The organism is Arthrobacter sp. 260, from assembly GCF_013116745.1.
Classification (GTDB): domain Bacteria; phylum Actinomycetota; class Actinomycetes; order Actinomycetales; family Micrococcaceae; genus Arthrobacter_D.
Window position 1 is genome coordinate 1 of record NZ_JABFOE010000005.1, and the last position, 20,461, is coordinate 20,461.

The 20,461-nt window shown below is 64.2% G+C and carries 22 protein-coding genes; 7 read left to right on the forward strand and 15 right to left on the reverse strand.

Features of this window, described 5'->3' with window-relative positions:
- A partial coding sequence (locus tag HMI57_RS07125; RefSeq protein WP_346655154.1) for an ice-binding family protein occupies nucleotides 1–1,012 on the reverse strand: 1,012 nt, incomplete at its 3' end.
- Between the two features lie 361 nt (nucleotides 1,013–1,373).
- Here HMI57_RS07125 and HMI57_RS07130 point away from each other — a divergent pair.
- The 3 genes from HMI57_RS07130 (at nucleotide 1,374) to HMI57_RS07140 (ending at nucleotide 3,024) form a co-directional block, all read left to right on the forward strand.
- Nucleotides 1,374–1,733: a VOC family protein gene (locus HMI57_RS07130; protein WP_171585261.1), complete on the forward strand. Its 360-nt coding sequence runs from the start codon at nucleotides 1,374–1,376 to the stop codon at nucleotides 1,731–1,733.
- A 20-nt stretch (nucleotides 1,734–1,753) separates the two neighbouring features.
- Nucleotides 1,754–2,185 (forward strand): DUF1801 domain-containing protein, encoded by a 432-nt coding sequence (locus HMI57_RS07135; protein ID WP_171585262.1) that lies wholly within the window; start codon nucleotides 1,754–1,756, stop codon nucleotides 2,183–2,185.
- Between the two features lie 143 nt (nucleotides 2,186–2,328).
- Nucleotides 2,329–3,024, forward strand: coding sequence for a hypothetical protein (locus HMI57_RS07140; protein WP_171585263.1), 696 nt, complete (start codon nucleotides 2,329–2,331; stop codon nucleotides 3,022–3,024).
- A gap of 39 nt (nucleotides 3,025–3,063) precedes the next feature.
- Here HMI57_RS07140 and HMI57_RS07145 read toward each other — a convergent pair whose 3' ends face one another.
- The 9 genes from HMI57_RS07145 to HMI57_RS07185 all read right to left on the reverse strand — a co-directional run bounded on the left by HMI57_RS07145 (nucleotide 3,064) and on the right by HMI57_RS07185 (nucleotide 13,024).
- Complete coding sequence (locus HMI57_RS07145; protein WP_171585264.1) at nucleotides 3,064–4,311, reverse strand: ABC transporter permease; 1,248 nt, start codon at nucleotides 4,309–4,311, stop codon at nucleotides 3,064–3,066.
- Complete coding sequence (locus tag HMI57_RS07150) at nucleotides 4,308–5,189, reverse strand: ATP-binding cassette domain-containing protein (RefSeq protein ID WP_171585265.1); 882 nt, start codon at nucleotides 5,187–5,189, stop codon at nucleotides 4,308–4,310. The genes HMI57_RS07145 and HMI57_RS07150 overlap by 4 nt, the downstream gene beginning before the upstream one ends.
- A gap of 79 nt (nucleotides 5,190–5,268) precedes the next feature.
- Nucleotides 5,269–5,955 (reverse strand): response regulator transcription factor, encoded by a 687-nt coding sequence (locus HMI57_RS07155; protein WP_171585266.1) that lies wholly within the window; start codon nucleotides 5,953–5,955, stop codon nucleotides 5,269–5,271.
- Nucleotides 5,956–5,996: 41 nt separating this feature from the next.
- On the reverse strand, nucleotides 5,997–7,343 hold the full coding sequence (locus tag HMI57_RS19520; RefSeq protein ID WP_171585267.1) for a histidine kinase: 1,347 nt from the start codon (nucleotides 7,341–7,343) through the stop codon (nucleotides 5,997–5,999).
- Nucleotides 7,344–7,514: 171 nt separating this feature from the next.
- Nucleotides 7,515–8,927, reverse strand: coding sequence for an amidase family protein (locus HMI57_RS07165; protein WP_171585268.1), 1,413 nt, complete (start codon nucleotides 8,925–8,927; stop codon nucleotides 7,515–7,517).
- A complete protein-coding gene (locus HMI57_RS07170; protein WP_171585269.1) occupies nucleotides 8,924–10,153 on the reverse strand; it encodes an amidohydrolase in 1,230 nt (409 codons plus the stop codon). Before HMI57_RS07170 ends, HMI57_RS07165 begins: the two co-directional genes overlap by 4 nt.
- Nucleotides 10,154–10,191: 38 nt before the next feature.
- Nucleotides 10,192–10,923: a hypothetical protein gene (locus tag HMI57_RS07175; RefSeq protein ID WP_171585270.1), complete on the reverse strand. Its 732-nt coding sequence runs from the start codon at nucleotides 10,921–10,923 to the stop codon at nucleotides 10,192–10,194.
- A gap of 28 nt (nucleotides 10,924–10,951) precedes the next feature.
- A complete protein-coding gene (locus HMI57_RS07180) occupies nucleotides 10,952–11,707 on the reverse strand; it encodes a DUF5058 family protein (RefSeq protein ID WP_171585271.1) in 756 nt (251 codons plus the stop codon).
- 45 nt (nucleotides 11,708–11,752) lie between these two features.
- Entirely contained in the window at nucleotides 11,753–13,024 is a 1,272-nt protein-coding gene (locus tag HMI57_RS07185) for a M20 family metallo-hydrolase (RefSeq protein ID WP_171585272.1), read from the reverse strand.
- A gap of 301 nt (nucleotides 13,025–13,325) precedes the next feature.
- Here HMI57_RS07185 and HMI57_RS07190 point away from each other — a divergent pair, with 301 nt between their 5' ends.
- The 3 genes from HMI57_RS07190 to HMI57_RS07200 are packed head-to-tail and all read left to right on the forward strand — an operon-like array spanning nucleotide 13,326 to nucleotide 15,887.
- Nucleotides 13,326–14,312 (forward strand): LacI family DNA-binding transcriptional regulator, encoded by a 987-nt coding sequence (locus HMI57_RS07190; protein WP_228720993.1) that lies wholly within the window; start codon nucleotides 13,326–13,328, stop codon nucleotides 14,310–14,312.
- Nucleotides 14,303–15,007 carry a uridine kinase gene (locus tag HMI57_RS07195; RefSeq protein ID WP_346655155.1) on the forward strand — a complete coding sequence of 235 codons (705 nt, stop codon included), beginning with the start codon at nucleotides 14,303–14,305 and terminating at the stop codon, nucleotides 15,005–15,007. The genes HMI57_RS07190 and HMI57_RS07195 overlap by 10 nt, the downstream gene beginning before the upstream one ends.
- Nucleotides 15,008–15,056: 49 nt before the next feature.
- Nucleotides 15,057–15,887: a class II glutamine amidotransferase gene (locus HMI57_RS07200; RefSeq protein WP_171585273.1), complete on the forward strand. Its 831-nt coding sequence runs from the start codon at nucleotides 15,057–15,059 to the stop codon at nucleotides 15,885–15,887.
- Here the strand turns inward: HMI57_RS07200 and HMI57_RS07205 are convergent.
- Entirely contained in the window at nucleotides 15,884–17,047 is a 1,164-nt protein-coding gene (locus tag HMI57_RS07205) for an AI-2E family transporter (protein ID WP_171585274.1), read from the reverse strand. The two genes, HMI57_RS07200 and HMI57_RS07205, sit on opposite strands and share 4 nt — an antisense overlap.
- Nucleotides 17,048–17,159: 112 nt before the next feature.
- On the opposite strand from HMI57_RS07205, the gene HMI57_RS07210 reads away from it, so the two are divergent.
- Complete coding sequence (locus HMI57_RS07210; protein WP_346655156.1) at nucleotides 17,160–18,437, forward strand: ion channel protein; 1,278 nt, start codon at nucleotides 17,160–17,162, stop codon at nucleotides 18,435–18,437.
- Between the two features lie 34 nt (nucleotides 18,438–18,471).
- Here HMI57_RS07210 and HMI57_RS07215 read toward each other — a convergent pair whose 3' ends face one another.
- From HMI57_RS07215 to HMI57_RS07230, 4 genes are all read right to left on the reverse strand, one after another.
- Nucleotides 18,472–19,026, reverse strand: coding sequence for a hypothetical protein (locus tag HMI57_RS07215; protein WP_228720984.1), 555 nt, complete (start codon nucleotides 19,024–19,026; stop codon nucleotides 18,472–18,474).
- 38 nt (nucleotides 19,027–19,064) lie between these two features.
- On the reverse strand, nucleotides 19,065–19,454 hold the full coding sequence (locus tag HMI57_RS07220; protein ID WP_171585276.1) for an SHOCT domain-containing protein: 390 nt from the start codon (nucleotides 19,452–19,454) through the stop codon (nucleotides 19,065–19,067).
- A gap of 73 nt (nucleotides 19,455–19,527) precedes the next feature.
- Entirely contained in the window at nucleotides 19,528–19,917 is a 390-nt protein-coding gene (locus HMI57_RS07225) for an SHOCT domain-containing protein (protein WP_171585277.1), read from the reverse strand.
- 45 nt (nucleotides 19,918–19,962) lie between these two features.
- Nucleotides 19,963–20,388, reverse strand: a complete 426-nt coding sequence (locus tag HMI57_RS07230; protein WP_171585278.1) for a hypothetical protein — start codon at nucleotides 20,386–20,388, stop codon at nucleotides 19,963–19,965.
- Nucleotides 20,389–20,461 lie beyond the last annotated feature (73 nt).

A 20,461-nucleotide genomic window follows, 5' to 3' on the forward strand; every position in this document is an offset into this window, starting at 1 on the left:
GGGTGGTGGTGGTGGGGGTCGGCACCGGTGTGGTCTCGGTTGGTGCGGGAACGGGCGTCGTGAGCGTCGGCGTAGGAACTGGGGTGGTCAACGTTGGTGTAGGCACCGGGGTGGTCACCGTTGGTGTAGGCACCGGGGTGGTCACCGTAGGAGTGGGAACCGGCGTCGTCACCGTAGGTGTAGGCACCGGGGTGGTCACCGTAGGAGTGGGAACCGGCGTCGTCACCGTCGGTGATGGCACCGGGGTTGTCGTCGTCGGTGATGGCACCGGGGTTGTCGTCGTCGGTGATGGGACGGGCGTCGTCGTCGGCGGGACGGTCGCCGTGATGCATTCCGAGCTGGTGAAGACGTTGTTGTTCAGGGTTACAGCACCATCGCGGGCCAGTGCACGCCCGTCGATAGTCGAAGCACTATTCACAGTGATCGAGGTCTGCGCCAGAATGGTCCCCGCAAAAGCTGAGCCGGAGCCAAGGGTCGCCGAGCTACCGACCTGCCAATAAACGTTGCAGGCCTGGGCCCCGTTGATGAACTGGACGCTGCTGCTCGAACCGGTGGTGAGGGTCGATCCGGCCTGGAAGATAAATACAGCGTTGGGGTTGCCCTGGCCATTCAAGGTCAGCGCCCCATTGAGTCCGAGTGCCGTAGCGTTGGTATACACGCCTTCCACCAGGGTGAGCCCACCCAATTCCGCCGCCACGCTGGCGGTGCTCGGTTCAAGGGCCGCGTTGTTGTAGACGGTGTCAAGGTCCGATTTTGCCTGGACGGCCGCAGGGTTCGCGATGTCTTCTCCGGCTGAGACAGGGGCACCGGTGACTGACGTTCCCGGGCTCAGCCCGAGCCTGCGATTAAGGGTCGTCGCCCCGGTATTGGTGACCGTGGTGCCGGCAAGTACCGAATAGTTTGCCGCGGTGCCCAGCAGAGGAGCGTCGGCCGCAAACGCAGCTGGCTGTCCGGTAAGTGCCCCCAGGAGCACCATGAACCCAGCGGTGGTGGCTGCGACGACGCCGACCACAGCCCGCGTTTGTGGATTGCCAAGTTGCCATTTTTTCTGTGGGAATGACTAGTGCTCATGTGGATGCCTTTCAGCAGCGAGAGTGCGCCCAAGAGCGCGACCCTCGCCATGGCCACATCCACAGCGAACGATCTCGATTTAGGTCACGAGAGAGAGTAGACACAATGCGAGATGATCAAGCGAGACTAGAGTCCGAAGGGCACTTGGCTCTTCGGCTCCTTCTGTCAGAGTAACCCCTACGAGCGTAAAAAGATCCTCAATCGCGAACATTTAGTTTATTTGTCAACCCCCTGTTATCTTTTCACCGCTACTTCCGGGGTTATGCCTTCATATTCGCCGTACCTGGCAGTAGGATTCCGGCATGGCAATTGCGCGCTACCCCAGTGTGGTCATCGACTGTCCCGACGCCTCGTCGCTCGCAGCGTTCTACGGCGAAATCCTTGGTTGGCGCTCTGACGTCAATGACGGATGGGTGGATATCCGCCCGGACGACGGAAGCAACTGCATCTCGTTCCAATCGGTGGAGAACTACCGTGCGCCGGAGTGGCCCGGGCAGGACGCGCCGCAGCAGATGCACCTCGACCTGATGGTGCAGGACCTCGATCATGGCGAGTCAGTGGTGCTGGGGCTGGGTGGTACCAAGGCCGCCGTCCAGCCCGGAGAGACCTTCCGTGTCTACCTCGACCCCGCCGGGCATCCGTTCTGCCTGTGCCTGAGCTGACCCGGTGGAAGCGATCACCGATGGCTGATTCCCCCACTGGCCCGACGGGCGCAGACCCCACCGAGTTTGTCGCGGCCGTTGCACATCCCGTCCGGCGCAAGGACGCGGAGACCCTGCTGACGCTAATGGAGTCGGCAACCGGTCAGGTTCCCGTCATGTGGGGACCCACAATGGTGGGCTTTGGGCACTACCACTACCGGTATGACTCGGGCCGGACCGGTGATGCGCTCGCCGTCGGATTCTCGCCGCGCTCAGCAAACCTGGTGCTGTACGGGCTCAGCTATGGCGATGACTCAGAACGATTGCTCGCCGAACTTGGCAAACACAAGCGGGGAAGTTCGTGCATCTATATCAACAAACTTGCCGACGTTGATCTGGACATTCTGGCCCGCCTGGTCCGGGAGGGCTACGAATATTCGACGACTGTCAGGGACAGTTCCTCAGCTGACTGATCGGTGAAATCCGGCCTCGAACCGGACGCCGTCAGAATCGCTGTATAACGGTTCGACCACGTAACCAAGTTGTGCTGTCAGATAGCGCGTCGCGTCTGTAATGTCCAAGACATCTACTCACCGTCTCACTGAAAGCACCGCCCGTGAAGAAGCTCTCGCCCTTTTTTGCCCTGTCTATCTCCGCCCTCCTCCTGACGGGGTGCGCCGCCAACGTTGGGCCCGCGGCCGAGGCAACTGACTCAGACGCGAGCGCGTCCCCGACAGCGACGGCGACGGTGTCGCCAAGCACCGCATCGAGTCCAGAAGACTCCGCCGTTGCGGCACCGACCGCTGAGCCCGCAGCAGCTTCTCCCGCACCAACTACTGAGCCGACCACGCCAGAACCGACAGCTGAGGCTACTCCTGCTCCAATCACCGAGCCGACCATGGAGGCTGAGCCAACCGAGGAGCCTAGCGAGGAGCCGATCACTGAAACCTCAGAGCCTCCGATTCCCGGGCTGTCGGGTAGCTATGACGACCTGGAACTGGTTTCCACCTGGGATGGCCAGCGGGTAGTCCGCCATGTGGGTACCACCTGGAACATCGCCGGCTCGGGCTATGCGCCGGGGGCGGAGATCAAGGTGATCTTCACACCCGTTCAGAGTGACTATTCGCTGATTGGTTACCCGGTTACCTACGCCGATGCCAACGGCAATTACACCTTCGAAATCAGCCTCGGAGCCGATCTTGAACCCGGGGACTACGGAGTGATGGCTGTCCCCGTGGGACTGAGCCCTGAGGACACCGAGGCAGCCAAACGGTATTCGATCATCGAAGTGGTCTCCACCTGGGCGCCCTAGCCGACCCGGCGAAGACCACTTCGATTCCCTGACTGGCTACTACTGTTCCAGCTTCATCGCCTTCCGTAGGCTCAGCGCTCCGCCACCCTGCATGACTGCCCGGCGGTAGATCTTCTCGCCGAGGTGAAGCAGTGCGACGGCCGCGGCCAGTGCGATCACCAGTGACAGCAAAGGTTCCCACAGTGCCACGGGAGAGTTCAGCACCCGGATCGGCATTGCGACTGAAGACACCACCGGGATGTAGGAGGCGATCACCAGGAACTGGCCCGAGGCGAACAACCCGACAAAGAGTGCACCAAAGATCAGTGCCATCACCGGAGTCGAATTGTTGTTCAGGTCCTCGGGCCGGCTCGCCAGGGACCCGAGTACTGCCCAGATGGCGGCGAGGATCAGGAACCCAAAGAGGAAGAACACGAGGAACCAGCCGGAGGCAGGGATAATGCTGCCGACCAGGTCAGCGGTGTCCGTGAGGTTGAGCGCCAGCAACGCGGCGCCGCCGTAGAGGGCCAGCTGGACCATGGCCAGGATCGTGTTGCCCAATACCTTTCCATACAGCAGCTGACGGATCGGGATGGCGGTGGCCAGGATCTCCACGACCCGGTTCTGCTTCTCCTCGACCACCGAGTTGGCGATCGCCATGCCGAAGATGATCGACGCCATGTAGAACAGGAAACTGAAAACGAAGCCGGCGATGGTGGCAAGCAACTGGTTTTCAGCGCTGCCCTCCAGCAGTATCTGTTCCAGCTCGGCGCCGGAGAGCAGCTGCTCGGCTGTCGTGCCGACAGCTGCGGCATTGCTTTCCAGGACAAACGCGTTCAGCGCCTCGCCCACAAGCTGGGTGATTCCTGAGTCGATCTCGGTTTTCCCGGTGAGCTGCCAGGCGCCGTCGGACCCCTGCAGCAGCGCCGCATCGGCTTCCTCGGCCCGTACCAGTTCTACTGCGGCGTCATCGGAGTCCGCCTCGACGGCGGTGAAGGTGACGTTGCCGTCGTTGGCCTGACCCGCCTCATCGGCGAGCTGGACCACTGCTGTGGCGGAATCCGACTGGACCGCAACAGAGAAGTCGTCGCCACGGTTCATCATGAAGGCGTTGAAGACCACACCGCCAACAATCAACACCAGGGTGACCAGGGTGCTGATCGCATAACTGCGGTCCCTGACCTTGATCATGACTTCCCGCAGGGTCACGATCAGCCAGGGCGGCTGCGTCCCCGTGGACCGGGGGCGCGCATCCTGCGATGAAGGTGCGCTCCCGTCACGATCCTTGACACGTGTTTCGGTGCTCATTGGGAAACCTCCCGGTAGATTTCGCTCAGGCTTGGTCTGATCCGGCTAAATTCGTGCACGCTCCCTCGGGTCATGGCTGTGGCGAGCAGGCGTTGCGCGGTGTCATCATTGTCGATTTCCACCACGGCATCCTGGCCGGCGACGTCGATGACCCGCACCCCTGCTTCCTCGCGGACCCACCCGGCGTCGGGGGTGACCGTCAGCCGGTGACGACGGGGTGCCGACGCCCGGAGCTCCTCGCCCGAGCCTGATGCGACAAGCCGGCCCTGCTGCAGGACCACCAGGTTGTCGCACAACCGGTCGACGAGATCCAGCTGGTGGCTGGAGAACAACACGGGGACGCCCTGGGCGGTGCGATCGCGGAGGAGCTCGACCATCGAGTCCACCGCGACCGGATCAAGTCCGGAGAACGGCTCATCGAGGATCAGGACTGTCGGCCGGTGCAGCAGCGATGCGGCAATCTGGACGCGCTGCTGGTTGCCGAGGGAGAGGGACTCAAGCTTGTCCTTCCCGCGGCCGCCGAGCTGGAACCGGTCCAGCAGGTCCTGCGCCTGGGCACGGGCGTCGGAGGGGGTCATCCGGTGCAACTGGCCGAGGTAGACCAGCTGGTCGAGGATCGGCTGTTTGGGATAGAGCCCGCGTTCTTCAGGCATGTAGCCAAAGGTGGACCGGTCACTGGCGGTGATGGGCTTGCCGTCCATCAGGACTTCGCCGCCGTGGGCGGTGAGCACCCCCATGATCATCCTCATGGTGGTGGTCTTGCCCGCCCCGTTGGCGCCGACAAAACCGGTCATCTTCCCGGACGGGATAGTGAAGCTCACGTCGTCAACGGCGAGATTCTCGCCGAAGCGCCGCGTGAGGTTCTGGACCTGCAGCATTGTTTCCTCCTGGTTGTCTTCCTGGAGTCAAGCCTAGGCAGCAGGGCAACGCACCGGATGAGCCAAAAGGCTGAACCTGTTACTCCCCCGGACGGATGAGTCCGCTCTCGTAGGCGAAGACCACTGCCTGCACCCTGTCCCGCACCTGGACCTTCGCGAGGAGTGAGGAGACGTGGGACTTCACCGTGGCCTCAGCGAGGAAGAACTTGCTGGCGAGTTCGGCGTTGCTGAGGCCGGTGGCCAGGCTGGCGAGGATTTCTTTCTCCCGCTGGGTGAGGGAATCGAGGCGTTTACGGTGTTCGCTGCTCGGCTGGGCTGCCGGCGTCGTTCCTGCAGCCTCAAGGGATTTGGCGAAGCGCTCGATCACCCGGACGGTGACCTCGGGGGCGAGCAGCGCGTACCCTCCGGCGACAGCCTGCACGGCGGCGATCAGGTCATCAGGGTCGGCGTTCTTCAGGAGAAAACCACTGGCACCGCCGCGGATCGCGTCGAACAGATAGTCCTCACGCTCGAAAGTAGTCAGGATGATGACCCTGCCCCGGTGCGCCCGGGTGATCAGCTCAGTAGCCTGGATGCCGTCCATCACCGGCATCTGGACGTCCATCAGGATGACATCGACGTCGTGCTGGCTGGCGAAGTCCACGGCTTCCTGACCGTTGGTGACCTGTCCCACCACCTCAATGTCGTCCTCAATGGAGAGCATGGTGGCGAACCCTGCCCGGACCAGGGCCTGGTCGTCGGCGAGCAGCACGCGGATGGAATCCATGGGTGTCCTTCAGCAGTTAATTCAGCACGTGGTACAGATGATCAGTGGAGCAGGAATCTGGCGCGAACCCGCCAGCCGCCCTCCGAGCGCGGTCCGATTTCCGCGGTGCCCCGGTGAAGGGCCACCCGCTCACGGATTCCCTGCAGACCAAACCCGGACCCGGTTTCGGAAGTGGCGCGTGGCATCCCATTGTCCACTGTTTCGAGCTCCACCCACCGCTGCTCCCCCGCGCGTCCGGTCCGCAGGGTCATTACCGCTGACCCGGCAGTTGAATGCCGCCGCACATTGGTCAGGGATTCCTGGGCCGTGCGGAACAGCGAGAGGGCCAGCGGCGCCGAGATTTCGGCGAGCGCGCCGGGAATGTCCTCCACCCGGCCGAAGCTGACGGTGAGCCCCAGCTCCCGGTGCTGGCGGGCCAGCTCCTCGAGGTCGTCGAGTCCGGGCTCGGGACGCCGGCCCCCGTCATTCGCTGTGCCGGGCTCGGCGCTTTCAGAGCGGAGCACACCCAGGAGGTTGCGCATATCGGTCACCGCCTGGCGGCTGGCTTGTTCGATGGTGCGCAGTGACTCGACTGCAACGTCAGGGCGCTTGTCGATCACCCGGCGGGCGGCACCAGCCTGCACCCCGATCACCGAGACATGGTGCGCGACGACGTCGTGCAGTTCACGGGCGATGCGCAGGCGCTCCTCCACAACGGCCCGCCGTGCCAGTTCTTCCGCCTGCTCGCTGAGTAGCACTGCCTGTTCGGCCAGCTGGGTGCGCTGGAGCGCGTTGCGCCAGGAGGACATGCCCGCGAGGATGGCGCCGCCAAAATAGGCAAAGTTCACAACGAAGTTGTACAGCGCCACCGAGGTGAGTGGCTCGAAGATTCCGCCGGTGAACTCGGGGTTGTCCTCGTACTGGGCGAGGATGCCATCGAACGTGTTCGCCACCGTGAGGCCGAGGATAATCCACAGGGTCATCGCAACCACCACTACGGTGGTGCAGATCCATAAGGTTCTCCGATCTCTGGCCCAGGCGACGGCTGAGTAGAGGGACGCAAAGTAGGCCACCTGATAGGAGAGCTGGAGCGACACCAGGGGCGAGAGCAGGCTTAGGAGGATGAACAGGGTGGACATCACCAGCATGACGATCACCGGGTACTTCCGGCGCAGCACCAGGGGCAGGATCATGCCCGCGAGCACCAGGTGCTGAACCCAGACCGGGTGGCTGTCCTCGGTGACCATCCCGAATCCGCGAGTCAGTTCGAGCGTGAAGGCGCTGACCAAAGCAAAGACGAGCACCCCGAGGACATCCCTGCGCAGCTCCTCCCGGGTGGGGCCGGGACGTTCCCACCGGTTGTCGTCACTGTCGACGGTGTGGAGCCTGAGCCATGCGAGGAGGTTCACCGGTCGCGCCTTCGCAGTATTGGGCGCACGGAATCGATCATGGATGCCAGTGTAGTCAGCGGGCACGGGGGTCCGACTCCCCCGCCCGGTCTAGTCCGATCGGATGAGGCTTAAGACCGGCCCGCCTCCCCCCTTCGGATCGGGGCGAGGCGGGCCTGCCGGACAGACGGATCAGAGGGTTGGCGCCTGCTTCGCGTAACCAGTGGCCTGCTCGAACCCGTACGCCACCTGCAAGAGGTCAACATCCCTTCCGTGGGGCATCGTTAGCTGCAGACCAACCGGGAGCCCGGTGGTGCTGAAACCGGCGGGGACCGAGACCGCGGGAAGTCCCGTCGCCGAGATGAGGCAGGCGGACCGCATCCAGTCGAGGTAGGTTTCACACTCGACGCCCTCAACCGCTGTGGGGTAGCGCAGCGTGGCGTCGAAGGGCAACACCTGGGCCACCGGGCTGACGAAGACATCGAACCTTGTGAAGAAGTCGGCCACCTTCCCGGCCAACCGGGTCCGGGCAAGCGCGGCATCGACCAGATCGCGGCCGGTCAACGCCTTGCCCTGTTCCACGTTCCACTGCACCTCGGGTTTGATTACCTCCCCGTGCTTCTCAAGGAGCGTCCCATAGGCCAGGAGGAAATCGAACGCCCGTGTGATGCCGAAGACCTGATCAGCGTCCCGCAGGTCGGGCGCCGCCTCCTCGACGGTCGCGCCCAGGTCCACGAAGACCTGCAGCTGGGATTCCAGAACGCGCAGCACCTCTTTCTCCACGGGGACCCCCAACCCAAAGTCGGGCGACCAGCCGATCCTCAGGCCGGTGAGATCCCTGTGCAACGGGTCGCTGAACCGCTTGCTGCCCAGCGGATAGGGGTAGGGAACATCAGGATGCGCGCCGGCGACCGCGCTCATCCCCAAGGCGATATCCTCGACGTCGCGGGCCATCAGCCCGGTCCGCCCCAGCCAGGCCCACGCGTTGCGGGTGGGCGACATCGGCAGGACGCCCACTGACGGCCTGAAGCCCACAATGTTGCAGAACGAAGCCGGGATGCGCAGCGACCCGCCCATGTCGCTGCCGTCGCTCAGCGGCTGGATGCGGGCCGCTATCGCGGCGGCGGCTCCCCCGCTGCTCCCTCCGGCGCTCACAGTGGCGTCATATGGGTTGGTGGTGGTCCCGAAGATCTCGTTGAACGTGTGCGATCCGGCGGCGAACTCCGGTACGTTCGTCTTCCCGGTGGTCACCACCCCGGCAGTCTTCAGCCGGCCGATCAGCAGGTCGTCGAACGTCGGCACATGGTCCTTGAAGATCACTGACCCCTGGGTGGTTCGCATCCCCTTGGTGTTGTTGGTGTCCTTGTGGGTCATCGGCAGGCCGTGCAGTGGTGGCAGGTCGACCCCCGACGCCGTCAGCTCATCAGCTGCCGCGGCCAGCCGCTGTGCGCCGTCCCGGTCCTGGGTGATGACCGCATTGATCTTCGCGTTTACCGCGTCGATCCGGGCGAAGTGCGCCTCGAGCGCCTCCCGGGCAGAGATGTCACGACGGCGGATCGCGCCGGTGAGCGCCGTCGCCGAGAGATCCATGGGTCCGCCGGTCATCGCGCAACTTTCGAGAGGATGGCTGTCATGGCGGCACGGACGCCGGTGGTGAGGGTCGGTTCGATGTCGGGGGCGAAGTGCGGCGAGTGGTTGCCGGGAAGGGGCGTGTCGGCGTCGAGCCGTTCCTGGTTGTAGGCGCCGAACATCCAGTACACGGACGGCACCCCGATGGCCGTCGCGAACAAGCCGAAGTCCTCGCTGCCCATGACCGGCGGAACCTCGTTGACTGAGTCCTCGCCCAGCGTCAGGTGGAACTCTTTGATCAGCGCATCAGTGGTGTCGGGGTCGTTGTAGCACTCCGGGAAGCTGGAGATTTCCTCGATCGACGGCGCCGGGGCGCCGGATGCGTCGGCCTCCGCCTTGATGATGCGGCGGAGGGAATCAAGCACCCGCTCCCGCACCTCGGGGTCGAAGGTGCGCACGTTGACCGAGAACTCGGCGGTGTCAGGGATGATGTTCTCCTTCAGCCCGGCGTGGAAGGTGCCGATCGTGACGACCGCCGACTTCATCGGGTGCACTTCCCGGGCGACGATCGTCTGGATCCGCACCACCATGTGGGCGCCGAGCACGATCGGGTCGATCGACTGATCCGGCTGGGACCCGTGCGCCTGCCGGCCCTGGACGGTGATTTTCCAGGAGTCCGCCATGGCCATCGCGGTGCCGCGGCTGATGTTCACCGTCCCGGCGAGGCCCGGCCAGACGTGCTGGCCGTAGATCACCTCGGGTTTAGGTGCCTTGTCCCAGATTCCGTCCTCCACCATGGCTTTGGCCCCGGCGGCTGTTTCCTCACCCGGCTGGAAGATGAACACCACAGTGCCCGACCAGGTCTGAAGCCCCTCGCTGAGCAGCCTCGCCGCCGTCAGTGCTGCGGTGATGTGCGTGTCATGACCGCACCCGTGCATCACCGGCACCTCGGTCCCGTCGGCGAGGTGCCCCCTCGCCTGGCTGGCGTAGTCAAGGCCGGTGTCCTCCTGCATGGGCAGGCCATCAGTATCGGCGCGGAAGCCGACCACCGGGCCTTCACCATTGCGGAGGACTCCGACGACGCCGGTTCCGCCGCACAGGTACGCTTCGATTCCCAGGTCGGTGAGTGCCTTCAGGATGAAATCGGCGGTCTGGGTTTCCTGCATGGACAGTTCCGGGTGGGCGTGCAGATGACGGTACAGCTCGTGCATGGCCGTGCGGTGATCGGCGGACAGTTCGAGCGAGGTGGTCTCGGTGGTCATGGGGTTCCTATCGTGGAGGTGGTGGTGAGGACGGCGGACTAGATGCCGGGGTGTTCCTGGACGGCGGCGGCGTCGGAGTTCCTGGACCGCAGGAACCAGGCGAGCACCGCGGTCAGCAGCACCACGATGCCAGTGGCTGGCTTCGCGAGGGCGGGAACGGCGGGCACCAGGACAAACAGGACGACGACGGCAACGACGACGGCGATCACCGTCACCCGGGGCTGCTTCATCGTCACGATGAGCTGCACCAGGACGGCGCCGATGATGCTCGGGAAGATGTAGAGCCGCGCGACGTCGACAATATCGGTGGGAATGATACTGACCAGCCAGGTGCCAAGCACTCCGACGAACAGGAGCATCGAGAAGACATGGACCATAGCGGCCCCACAGATGGCCATCAGAGCCGAGAACTCTCCGCGCTTGGTTCCTGCCTTTGCACCCACTGCGGCCTGGGCCACCAGGGCTGAGGGAAGCAGCTTGTTGGCGATATTGCCGATCATGAACGCCTGGTACATGGCGGCCGGGCCGAGGACCGGGTAGTAGGTGATCGGCTCGACGAACCAGAGGACGAAGAACGCGGCAGCGACGGCGAAGAACGCCGTCCAGATCATCCCGGAGGTGATGCCCAGGTCGGTGAACAGGACCAGGTAGATGGGGGCGGCAAGGGAGAACACGAGCGCGATGATCATGGTGATGCGTCCCCAGCGGGACGTGGTGCGGTCAAACTGGTCGACGGCGGCGGTCTGTTCAGCAGTGGCTGTAAAGCTCATGGCATGTTCCTTTCGTGGAGGGTGCTGCTCAGGCCGCTGCGGGAGCGAGGCCGGCGGTGTGGGCGAAATAGGCGACCGCGAGGCCCACCAGGATGGCGATGCCGAGGCCCCATTCCCGGAGCCAGGCGGCGGACAGCGTCTTGGCGAGGAAGAGGCAGATACCCATCACCAGGGCCGACACGATCACGGTGATGATGTGCACCGGGGTTTTCCCGAGCTCGGCGATGCCCAGGCTGGCGAAGGCACCGATGAGCGCGGCGGCGGGCACGATGGCCATCAGTGCCGGGTTGACATGCCGCAGTTTGGAGTCTCCCCGCTTCAGCAGCGGGGTGAGGGCGAGGGTGGCGATCATCCACATGGCGCCGGACATGCTCATGGCCATGAAAGCGACAACGAAGACCGCCTGCGTGTAGTCCGGACCGCCCAGCGTGGCATCCATGGTGGCCGCGGCGAGCGATGCCGACGCCGACTCGGTGGCAGCGGATCCCACCAGGCCGATCCGGACCAGTACTGCAGGGGTTCCGAACAGGGTCAGGAGCGCGACGCTGACCAGGACCACCGCGAGGGAGGGTCCGATCGCTGCCACGGCGCCAGCCCTGAACGAGGTCTTCAGCTCGGCCTGCGAGATGTTGGCCGAGGGACCAGCCTTCTGGGCTGCGCGCATGTAGATCACTGATTGAAGGATGATCGCTCCGAAAACACCGATCGCCAGGATCCACAGGATGGGAATGTTGGCGATGGCGAGGATATCGGTGGATCCTCCGGGCATGACTGCGGTTTTCATGACTGCTCCAGGGGGAAAGGGGGACGGATCATTGGCGGGGATGGTCTAGGAATGGCCGGTGAGTGTTGTCTGGTCGAGGGCGATGAGTGTTTGGGTCAGGGCTGTCACACCCGTCGCGACATCGGCGAAGTCTGTCCATTCCTCGGGACAGTGGCTCTTGCCGGCTTTGGAGGGGATGAAGATCATGCCCATCGGCGCGAGGGTCGCCATGTGGACTGCGTCGTGAGTGGCGCCGCTGGGAACCGGCATCCAGGGGACGCCCAGGGTGTCGGCGACCCGCGCTGCGGTGTCGTGGACACCCGGGTGGGTGTGGACCACCTCGTTGTCAGTTGACCAGGTGAAGTCGACGTCCACACCGTGGTGGCTGGCCTGGCCGAGAATTTCCTGGGCGAGGCGGCCCTTCACGCCGGAGAGCCAGTCGGCGTCGACGCTTCGCACCTCGCTGGTCATCCTGACCAGTGAGGGAACCACGTTGGGTGAGCGGGACTCGGATTCGAGGCGGGTGGTGGTGGCTACGCCGTGGGTGGGCGCTCCGCATCCTTCCCGTCGGACGGCAAGGACCGCTTCGGCAGCGGCAACCATGGCGTCGGCGCGGTCGGTCATCGGCCTGGTCCCGGCGTGGTCGGGTGAACCGGTGAAGACCGCGAGGAGCCGCTGGATTCCCGCGATGCCCGTCACTATCCCGAGGGGAAGCCCACGCTGCTCGAGGGTGGGGCCCTGTTCGATGTGCAGTTCGAGGAACGCGTGCAATCCGGTCCTGCGGGCCCAGTGGGAGTTCAGGGTGGCCGCCGGGTCGAGACCGAAGCGTGAATAGCTTTCACCGAGGGTGACTCCCCGGTAGTCGGTACGGTCCAGGTCCTGGGCGGTCAGCTCGCCGGCCGCAGCCCGGCTGCCGAGGCAGCTCAGTCCATAGGGGTTGGATTCCTCGCCGAAGAAATCGACCACCAGGAGGTCCCGGGTGAGTGAGGTGCCACCTTCCCGCAGCTGCCGTACCGCGTCGAGCGCCCCCAAGACTCCGACAATTCCATCAAACCGGCCGCCGCCGTCGACCGTGTCCGTGTGGGAACCGGTGACGAGAGCGGGGGCATTGGGGTTGGTTCCGGGAAGCCGGCCCACGATGTTGCCGGCACCATCGGTGTGCACTTCGAGTCCGGCATCTTTCATGCGGTGAACTGTCCACTGCCGGGACTCGCGGTAGGCCTCGCTGAACACATCGCGGGTCCACCCCGGCCGTGAGGCCTCACGGTAGTCGGAGATCTCGGTAATTCCCGCTCCCAGCCGCTCGGCTGCCTCGATCGTGTGGCTCGAAGTGTGCAAAGGAAGGCCTTTCGTCGATCTTGGTCGGTGGAATACGAACTGCTTGTGCAATCGTTTGCAAACCGTTGCAAACACATAACGCTCGTACGAATATGGTCTACATCACACTACTCAGGCCTCGTTACGTCAAGGTTTCGAGGGAATTAACTTCTCGCCCCTGATTCCTTCCGTTGCGCGTAGGGACAGGTTCGCGCAAACCATTGCGCTGACGACTGCACGTGGCCGTAGACTGCGCTATAGAAGTGAAAGGGGCAAAGCTATCGCTGATCTGACAGGCGTTGAGCGCCAGAGACCGGTAACGCTGGCGACCGTTGCCCGGCATGCCCAGGTCCATGTATCAACCGTTTCGCGCGCCCTCAGCGAGGATCCCTCAGGGGTGGGGTCAGACACCGTCCGTCGGGTCCGGGAGCTGGCAGCGATGCTGGGGTACCACCGCGACGTCGGAGCGGCAGCGCTCCGCACCGGAAGTTCCCGACTGATCGGGGTTCTGGTGCCCCGCCTGACCGACCTGGTCCTGGCCACCATCTACGAGAGCATTGACGCCGCGGCGGGCACTGCCGGGTACACCACTGTCGTCTCCAATACCCTTGATGACCCGGCTCGTCGGCGCGGCCGGCTGGATGCCCTGCTGTCCCGCCGGCTCGATGGCGTGATCATCGGAGACTCGCACATCGGAGACACCGCTGCCTTCGAGTTGCAGCAGCGAGGTGTGCCGTACGTCCTGGTGATGCGTAAACTCGAGGGCCATCTGTCAGTGACCACCGACGACCACCTCGGTGGCCGCCTTGCGGCCGAACACCTGCTGTCGCTGGGACACCAACGGGTGGGAGTGATCGCCGGTGACCTCCTGGCCAGCACCGGCTTGCAGCGGACCCAGGGCTTCCGGACCGCTTTCGAGGCTGCTGGGTACCCGATCGAGGACCACTACGTGGTGAACTCCGGTTTCGGTGCCCGGGCGGGGAGGCTCGCCGGGGACCAGCTCATGAGCCTTGAGCACCCGCCGTCGGCAATCTTCGCTGTGGACGACCTGACAGCGGTTGGCGCCATGGGGGCCATTCGCGCCGTCGGGAAACACCTGCGGGAGGATGTGGCCCTGGTGGGCTACAACGACGTCGATCTGGCCGCCAACCTGCCGGTTCCGTTGACCTCCGTCCGCTCGGCGCTCACCGAGATGGGAGAGCTCAGCTTCGCCGCGCTGCAACGGCGGATCAATGGTGAGGAGACCGAATCGGTCCTCCTGAAGCCGGTGCTCATCCCCCGCGCAACGACTGTGGAACGGTGGGAGTAGGGTCTGTCGCGACGGTGTTCGCGGGAATTGCTGCGGCCATCACACCGTCTGCGGGCACCCGGCGCACCTTGGTGGGCATCGACGGGGTGGACGGCGCGGGAAAGACCACCTTCGCCGATGTGCTTGCGGAGTACCTGCGATTGCAGGGCCAGACCGTGGCGCGGGTCAGTCTGGACAACTTCCACCACCGCCGGGGTCTTCGGTATCGGCTCGGACCCTCGTCCCCTGACGGGTTCTGGCTCGATTCCTATGACTACCGGAGCCTCCACGAGCGTGTGCTTGACCCTTTGGCCCCCGGCGGCTCGGGATGGTTCCGTCCTGCCGCCCACGACCTTCTCTCCGATGCACCGGTCACCCCGCCCTGCGAGTTCGCCCCACCGGGTTCCATCGTCATCCTGGACGGTCTGTTCCTGCACCGCGATGAGGTGGTGCGCTCCTGGGACTTTTCGGTGTTCCTCGATGTCCCCTTCCAGGTAACGGCCCGGCGGATGGCAGTCCGCGATGGCTCCCCTGCCGATCCCGGCCACCCGGGGATGCGACGATACGTAGGTGGCCAGGAGATCTATTTCGCGCTGTGCAATCCCGCGGCCAGGGCAACCCTCGTGATCGACAACACCGATCCGGAATCACCGGCGGTGATCACCGCCGACGCCGCTTCCTACGTCCTACCGTCAGGGCTCACCCCTGACGGGTGAGCCTTGACCTGACCAGCCCGTGGTGAGATGAGGCCGGAAAGGTGGACTCATGTGCCGTTGGATTGCCTACTCCGGAACACCCGTCAATCTGGAGGACCTGCTGTACAAACCCGAGCGTTCCCTGGTGATGCAGAGCAAGCATTCGCGACTGGGAGCGGAAGCGATCAACGGGGACGGCTTCGGCATCGGTTGGTATTCAACGCTCCCCCGCCCAGGCCTCTTCCACAGCACCGATCCCGCGTGGAACAACATCAACCTGCGCGAACTCTCAGCTCTTGCGTGGTCGGGCCGGGTTTTTGCGCACATCCGGGCCTCAACCGGTACCGCGGTCCAGCAGACCAACTGCCACCCGTTCCGCTACGACCGGTGGCTGTGGATGCACAACGGGCTGATCAACGACTTCCCGAAGATCAAGCGTGACATGACCCTGGACATCGCTCCGGAGCTTTTCCCCCTGATCGAGGGGTCCACCGATTCCGAGCTGTTCTTCTACCTTGCGCTGACCTTTGGGCTCACTGACGACCCTCCCCGGGCTGTGGCACGAGCGGTCCACCGGATCGAGGAGATCGGCCGGAGTTACGTCGTTGAGCATCCCCTGCAGATGACGGTCGCGGTGACGGACGGTGAAACGACGTGGGCTTTCCGGTACTCCACCGAGGGGAGGTCGCGTTCGCTCTTCAGAAGCACCGACATGTCGGCGCTTCGTGCCCTCCATCCGACCCACGAACTGCTGCAAGGCCTGTCCGACGACGCCCGCCTGATAGTGTCCGAACCGTTGGGAGACCTTGAGGGCGCGTGGCAGGAGGTCCCTGAATCCTCCTACCTTGTGGTGCACGGTGCCGACGCCGACATTTACCCGTTCTCGCCTGCTCCCGCCTAGTGGGCGTTTTGCCGCGGAACCACCACGCGGCGAACGATCAGGGTGATCGCCGCTGCCACTGGGGTCGCGATGAGCGCCCCGATGAACCCCATCAGCACGGCCCCGGCGGTGGCCGAGATCAGCACGGTAGCCCCTGGAATGTGCAGCGCCTTACCCATCGCCTTCGGCGTCAGGATGTACGCCTCGACCTGCATGTACACCAGCATCGCTACCAGCACGATCAGGCCCGAGACGGGCGAACTGAGGAACGCGAAGATGCTCATGAAAACGGTTGTTACCACCGTGCCGATCAGGGGAATCAGCGTGATGAAGAACGCCGCAAACGAGATGAGACCTGCGTAGGGAACCCTGGTGAGGGTCAGGATGATCAGGCTGAACCCGGCGTTGATCGCAGCGAGCACCACCATGCCGCCTAGGTAGCGTCCGATGGAGTCGGTGATCTGTTCGGTGAGGTAGATGGTGGTATGGCGTTTGGACCGGCTGACCAGCGAGTAGAAACCCCGCTTCATACTTTTGAGCGAGGCCAGGAAGTACAGGGTAAGCACGGCGGTGAAGAACGCGGAAGACACCCCGCCGGCAATGCCTCCGCCGATCGCCAACGCGCCGCCGGCGACGACGGCCCAGAACGAGGGTTGACCGACCAGCTCGTTGAGCCAGTCAATCGCAGCATCGGCACCACCGTTGGTCAAGGTATTCAGGCTCTGTACCACGGGCTGGTCCGCCAACCTGTCGATACTGCCCGGCAGTGCACGGGCCAGCGCGAGTGCCTGCCGGATCAATGGGGGCAGCACGAGGACCAGCGTGGTGCCGGCAAGCAGGGCAAATCCCAGGGCGACGACGAAGATCGCCCTGCCCCTCGATTGGCCCGCCCGCGTCAGCAGGTTGACCAGCGGGTTGAGGGCCAGTGCGATGAACAGTGCGGCGAAGACGGTGAACACCACTGACGACATCGCCACCAGCGACATCACCAGACCCAGCGCAACAATTGCGCCGAGGGTTACCGAAAACCCCAGCGCGAACGGCGACAGGGGCTGACGGTTCCGGCGCTGCGCGTCCCGCCGTGTGGAAGGCACCTCCCCCGTCGACGGTGGGACGGGCGTGCTGAGGTTGGGGCGACCCGGCTCGCCGACAAGGTCCTTACCCGGTTGCGCGTTCATCATGACTCGATCCGTTGCCGGTGCGTCCTACGCCTACTGTCCCTCCCCTGCTTCAGGCACGGGATCACCCGCGCAGGGTGATTTGGCCTCCAACGCCCTGAGGAGAATGGCAGATGTGGACGGACAAGGGGAACCAGCAATCCGGACGCTCCTGGGCCTCTCACTCCCCGCGGCCGCAGTAGGTGTCGTCGCAGCCCTCGGACTATTCCTCGTCGAGGAAGCCGCCCACCTGCTCGAACACGTCCTCTGGGTTGACCTTCCGGGCGCCTGGGGCCTCTCCCCCGATTCCGGCTGGTGGATTTTCACCGTCCTCACCGCAACCGGGCTGGCGATCGGACTCATCCTGTCCTTTGTCCCCGGTCACGGCGGTCGGGATACGGCGACGGTCGAGCTCATCGCGCCGCCGCTGGCGCTCGCCGTCGTTCCCGGGCTTCTCCTGGTGACGGTCCTGATGCTGGCGGGCGGAGTCAGCCTGGGCCCCGAGTCCCCGATCATCGCAATCAATACCGCTGTCATCGTGGCCCTCGTCGGAAGGCTATGGCCACAGATCGGCGTGGAACTGGTGGTCATGGTGACAGCAGCGGGAACCATCGGGGCACTCTTCGGTACGCCCGTTGCCGCGGCCCTGGTGTTCACCGGGGTGGTCGCCGCAGCGAAGTCCGGCGGCGCGCTGTGGGACCGGCTTTTCCTCCCCCTCCTTGCGGCGGCCGCCGGATCACTGACGATGAGGGTGATCGATGGGCCCCAGTTTGGCGCGACGGGCATTCCCGCACTGGGGGCGCCACGGTTGTCGGATCTGCTGGCCGCCGGTGTTGTGGCCAGCGTTGCGGCGCTAATCATCCTGCTGGGCGCGATCATCTTCCGGCCGCTCCATGCCGTCTTCAGAAAATGGGGGAAACCATGGATCTACACCACCGTTGGCGGGATGATCCTCGGCGTGCTGGGAGCGGTCGGAGGCTCGGTCACGCTGTTCAAGGGTGGTCAACAGATGGCGGACCTCATCCGGGGCGCGGAGGACTACTCAGCGACCCAGCTGGTCTTCATTATCGCTGTCAAGCTCGCAGCGTTGCTGGTGGCCGCTACTGCTGGCTTCCGGGGTGGACGGATCTTTCCCGCAGTCTTCATCGGGGCTGCGGTGGGTCTCCTGGCTCAGTCCCTCCTCCCCGGCATCCCTCTCGGTCTGGCCCTTGCCAGCGGAGTTCTTGGGGCTGTGCTCGCGGAATGCCGTGACGGGTGGATTGCCCTGTTCATCGCGATCATCGTGGTCGGTGATATTTCCCTGCTCGCCGTCTTGTGCCTGGCCGTGCTGCCCGTGTGGCTTCTGGTGGCCCGCGCACCGAAGATGATTGTGTATTCGGCGGACCGTGGCCACGTCCCGGGGGCAAGCGTCTAATCCACCGCGACTCTGTCGGCCGGCCAGGCCGCGATCAGGGGTTCTCCGTGCAGCCGTCCGGTTCCGAGTTCCCACTCACGACAAAGTCCTCACAGGTATGGAAGACCGAATGGTTTACCCCGAGGGCGTAGGCGGTAGCGGCGATGGAAGCCACTGCGGCGATCACCAGGGCCCGTCGCACCAGGGGCTGGTCGGAGCCCAATGCGGGCCAGACAACCCTGGCCAGCACCCACATGGTCGCCGGTATACCCACGATGGCGATGGCATTCCCCAGGAGGTCGGTCAGTACATCCAGCGGGCTCCCGTCGTCCCTGCCGACAATGACGAGGATCAGCCACACCGTGGGCAGGAAGAGGGCGATCGCCCGGCGCAACCGATACCGTTCTCCATCCCGGCGGAAGATGACAACGAGGAGGGCCGCGGTCGCCGCAGCCCAGACCGTAAGGACCTGATCAAAAAACAGCCGGCCCCAGGCACCGAGGGTGAACGAGGGCCACCAGACCGCAACACACATGCCGACTGCGATCACGCCCTGGGTATGCGCGGGTGCGGTCGCGGCGGCCGGTCCCTGGCCGTCTGGTGTTTCCATGCCCGGTGACGCCTTCTGCCCGCCGAAGCAGTTCCCTCCTAGGCGCTGAGTGCCTTCTGCTTGATCAGGGTGTACTCCTCATCAGTGATGGTGCCGGCGTCGAGCAGTGCCCGTGCCTTATTGATTTCGTCGCTGAGGCTGACACCTGAGACCGAGCGGATGTACGCCGATTGGGCGTCCTGACGGGCGATCGCCTGCTCCTGGTTCCGGGTTGCCATTCCATCGCCCCGAACAATCAAGTACACGAGGATTGACAGGAAAGGAAGGAAAACCAGGCCGATGAGCCACACCGCCTTGTGCCAGCCCTTGAGGGCCTTGTCGCGGAAGAGATCGGCGATGACCGAGAAGAGGATCGTAACGAAGGCCAGTACCGCGTAGATCCAGAAGAGGAACCAGAAGATGTTCCAAAAACTGGTCCAAAAATCCATTGCTACTCCTAAGTGAGTGAAACTTGGTGGATGAATTCCCCGGGTGGGGTCATTCCTGGGGTCATTTAGCTGACTACTGTGCGAGCGTCTGCCGCTTGATCAGCTCGTACTCTTCCGAACTGATGGTCCCGGCGTCGAGCAGAGCCCGGGCCTTTGCAATCTCATCGCTGAGGCTCGCCCCCGAGACGGACCTGATGTAGGCGGCTTGCTCCTCGCGACGTTCGTCGGCAAACCGCTGCCCGCGCGTCGCCATGCCATCGCCCCGGGCGATGAGATACACGAGAATCGATAGGAAGGGGACGAAGACGAGGAAGACCAGCCAGACTGCCTTAAGCCAGCCGCTCAGATTCCCATCCCGGAACAGGTCGGTGATGACCGAAAAGAGCAGGGTCAGAAACGCGATCAGGGCGTAGATCCAGATCAGTAGCCAGAAGAAATCCCAGACTCTCGACAGAATTTCCATTTTTCACTCCTTTGGGCGACATGCACTGGTGGTCGGGGACGTGGGTTAGCACGTCAGGTCGGACTCAAGATCGTCAAGGGATGATCCGACGTCGGATGCTTCGCTGCGCAGGTCCTCGACGGCGTCCGGCAGCGCCGTATCTTCGGGCACGTCGTCGACCGCCGATCGGAATTCCATGACACTGGCCTCCAGGTCGTCCATCCGGTCCTGGGCCACATCCTGTGCCTCTGCCATGAGCGTTTCATAGGCATCGACGACGGCGTCCCGTGCCGACCGGACTTCCTCGACCGTGGATTCGGCCGTCAGCGCTGTACGGAAGTCCTCGACCGCCGTGGCCAAGGCTTCGGCCTCGGTGCAGGCCTGCGACACATTTTCTTCAGGGGTGGGGGAACTGCACCCGGTCAGGGCAAGAGAAATCGCTATAACTCCGGCGGCTGCGAAACCCCCGAACCGGAGAGATCTGCGCTCCATGATGCTCCTTCATCGAACGACTCCCAACACCGCAGGCGGCGATGGATGCTTATACTCCGCCAGTGTCCTGCGG

Bases quoted from the DNA above. Each gene is read 5' to 3' on its own strand.
- HMI57_RS07130 (WP_171585261.1), top strand. From the start codon at position 1,374: ATGGCAATTGCGCGCTACCCCAGTGTGGTCATCGACTGTCCCGACGCC.
- HMI57_RS07205 (WP_171585274.1), bottom strand. From the start codon at position 17,047: ATGATGAACGCGCAACCGGGTAAGGACCTTGTCGGCGAGCCGGGTCGC.
- HMI57_RS07155 (WP_171585266.1), bottom strand. From the start codon at position 5,955: ATGGATTCCATCCGCGTGCTGCTCGCCGACGACCAGGCCCTGGTCCGG.
- HMI57_RS07230 (WP_171585278.1), bottom strand. From the start codon at position 20,388: ATGGAGCGCAGATCTCTCCGGTTCGGGGGTTTCGCAGCCGCCGGAGTT.
- HMI57_RS07150 (WP_171585265.1), bottom strand. From the start codon at position 5,189: ATGCTGCAGGTCCAGAACCTCACGCGGCGCTTCGGCGAGAATCTCGCC.
- HMI57_RS07145 (WP_171585264.1), bottom strand. From the start codon at position 4,311: ATGAGCACCGAAACACGTGTCAAGGATCGTGACGGGAGCGCACCTTCA.
- HMI57_RS07200 (WP_171585273.1), top strand. From the start codon at position 15,057: ATGTGCCGTTGGATTGCCTACTCCGGAACACCCGTCAATCTGGAGGAC.
- HMI57_RS07135 (WP_171585262.1), top strand. From the start codon at position 1,754: ATGGCTGATTCCCCCACTGGCCCGACGGGCGCAGACCCCACCGAGTTT.
- HMI57_RS07180 (WP_171585271.1), bottom strand. From the start codon at position 11,707: ATGAAAACCGCAGTCATGCCCGGAGGATCCACCGATATCCTCGCCATC.
- HMI57_RS07175 (WP_171585270.1), bottom strand. From the start codon at position 10,923: ATGAGCTTTACAGCCACTGCTGAACAGACCGCCGCCGTCGACCAGTTT.
- HMI57_RS07215 (WP_228720984.1), bottom strand. From the start codon at position 19,026: ATGGAAACACCAGACGGCCAGGGACCGGCCGCCGCGACCGCACCCGCG.
- HMI57_RS07225 (WP_171585277.1), bottom strand. From the start codon at position 19,917: ATGGAAATTCTGTCGAGAGTCTGGGATTTCTTCTGGCTACTGATCTGG.
- HMI57_RS07170 (WP_171585269.1), bottom strand. From the start codon at position 10,153: ATGACCACCGAGACCACCTCGCTCGAACTGTCCGCCGATCACCGCACG.
- HMI57_RS07165 (WP_171585268.1), bottom strand. From the start codon at position 8,927: ATGACCGGCGGACCCATGGATCTCTCGGCGACGGCGCTCACCGGCGCG.
- HMI57_RS07220 (WP_171585276.1), bottom strand. From the start codon at position 19,454: ATGGATTTTTGGACCAGTTTTTGGAACATCTTCTGGTTCCTCTTCTGG.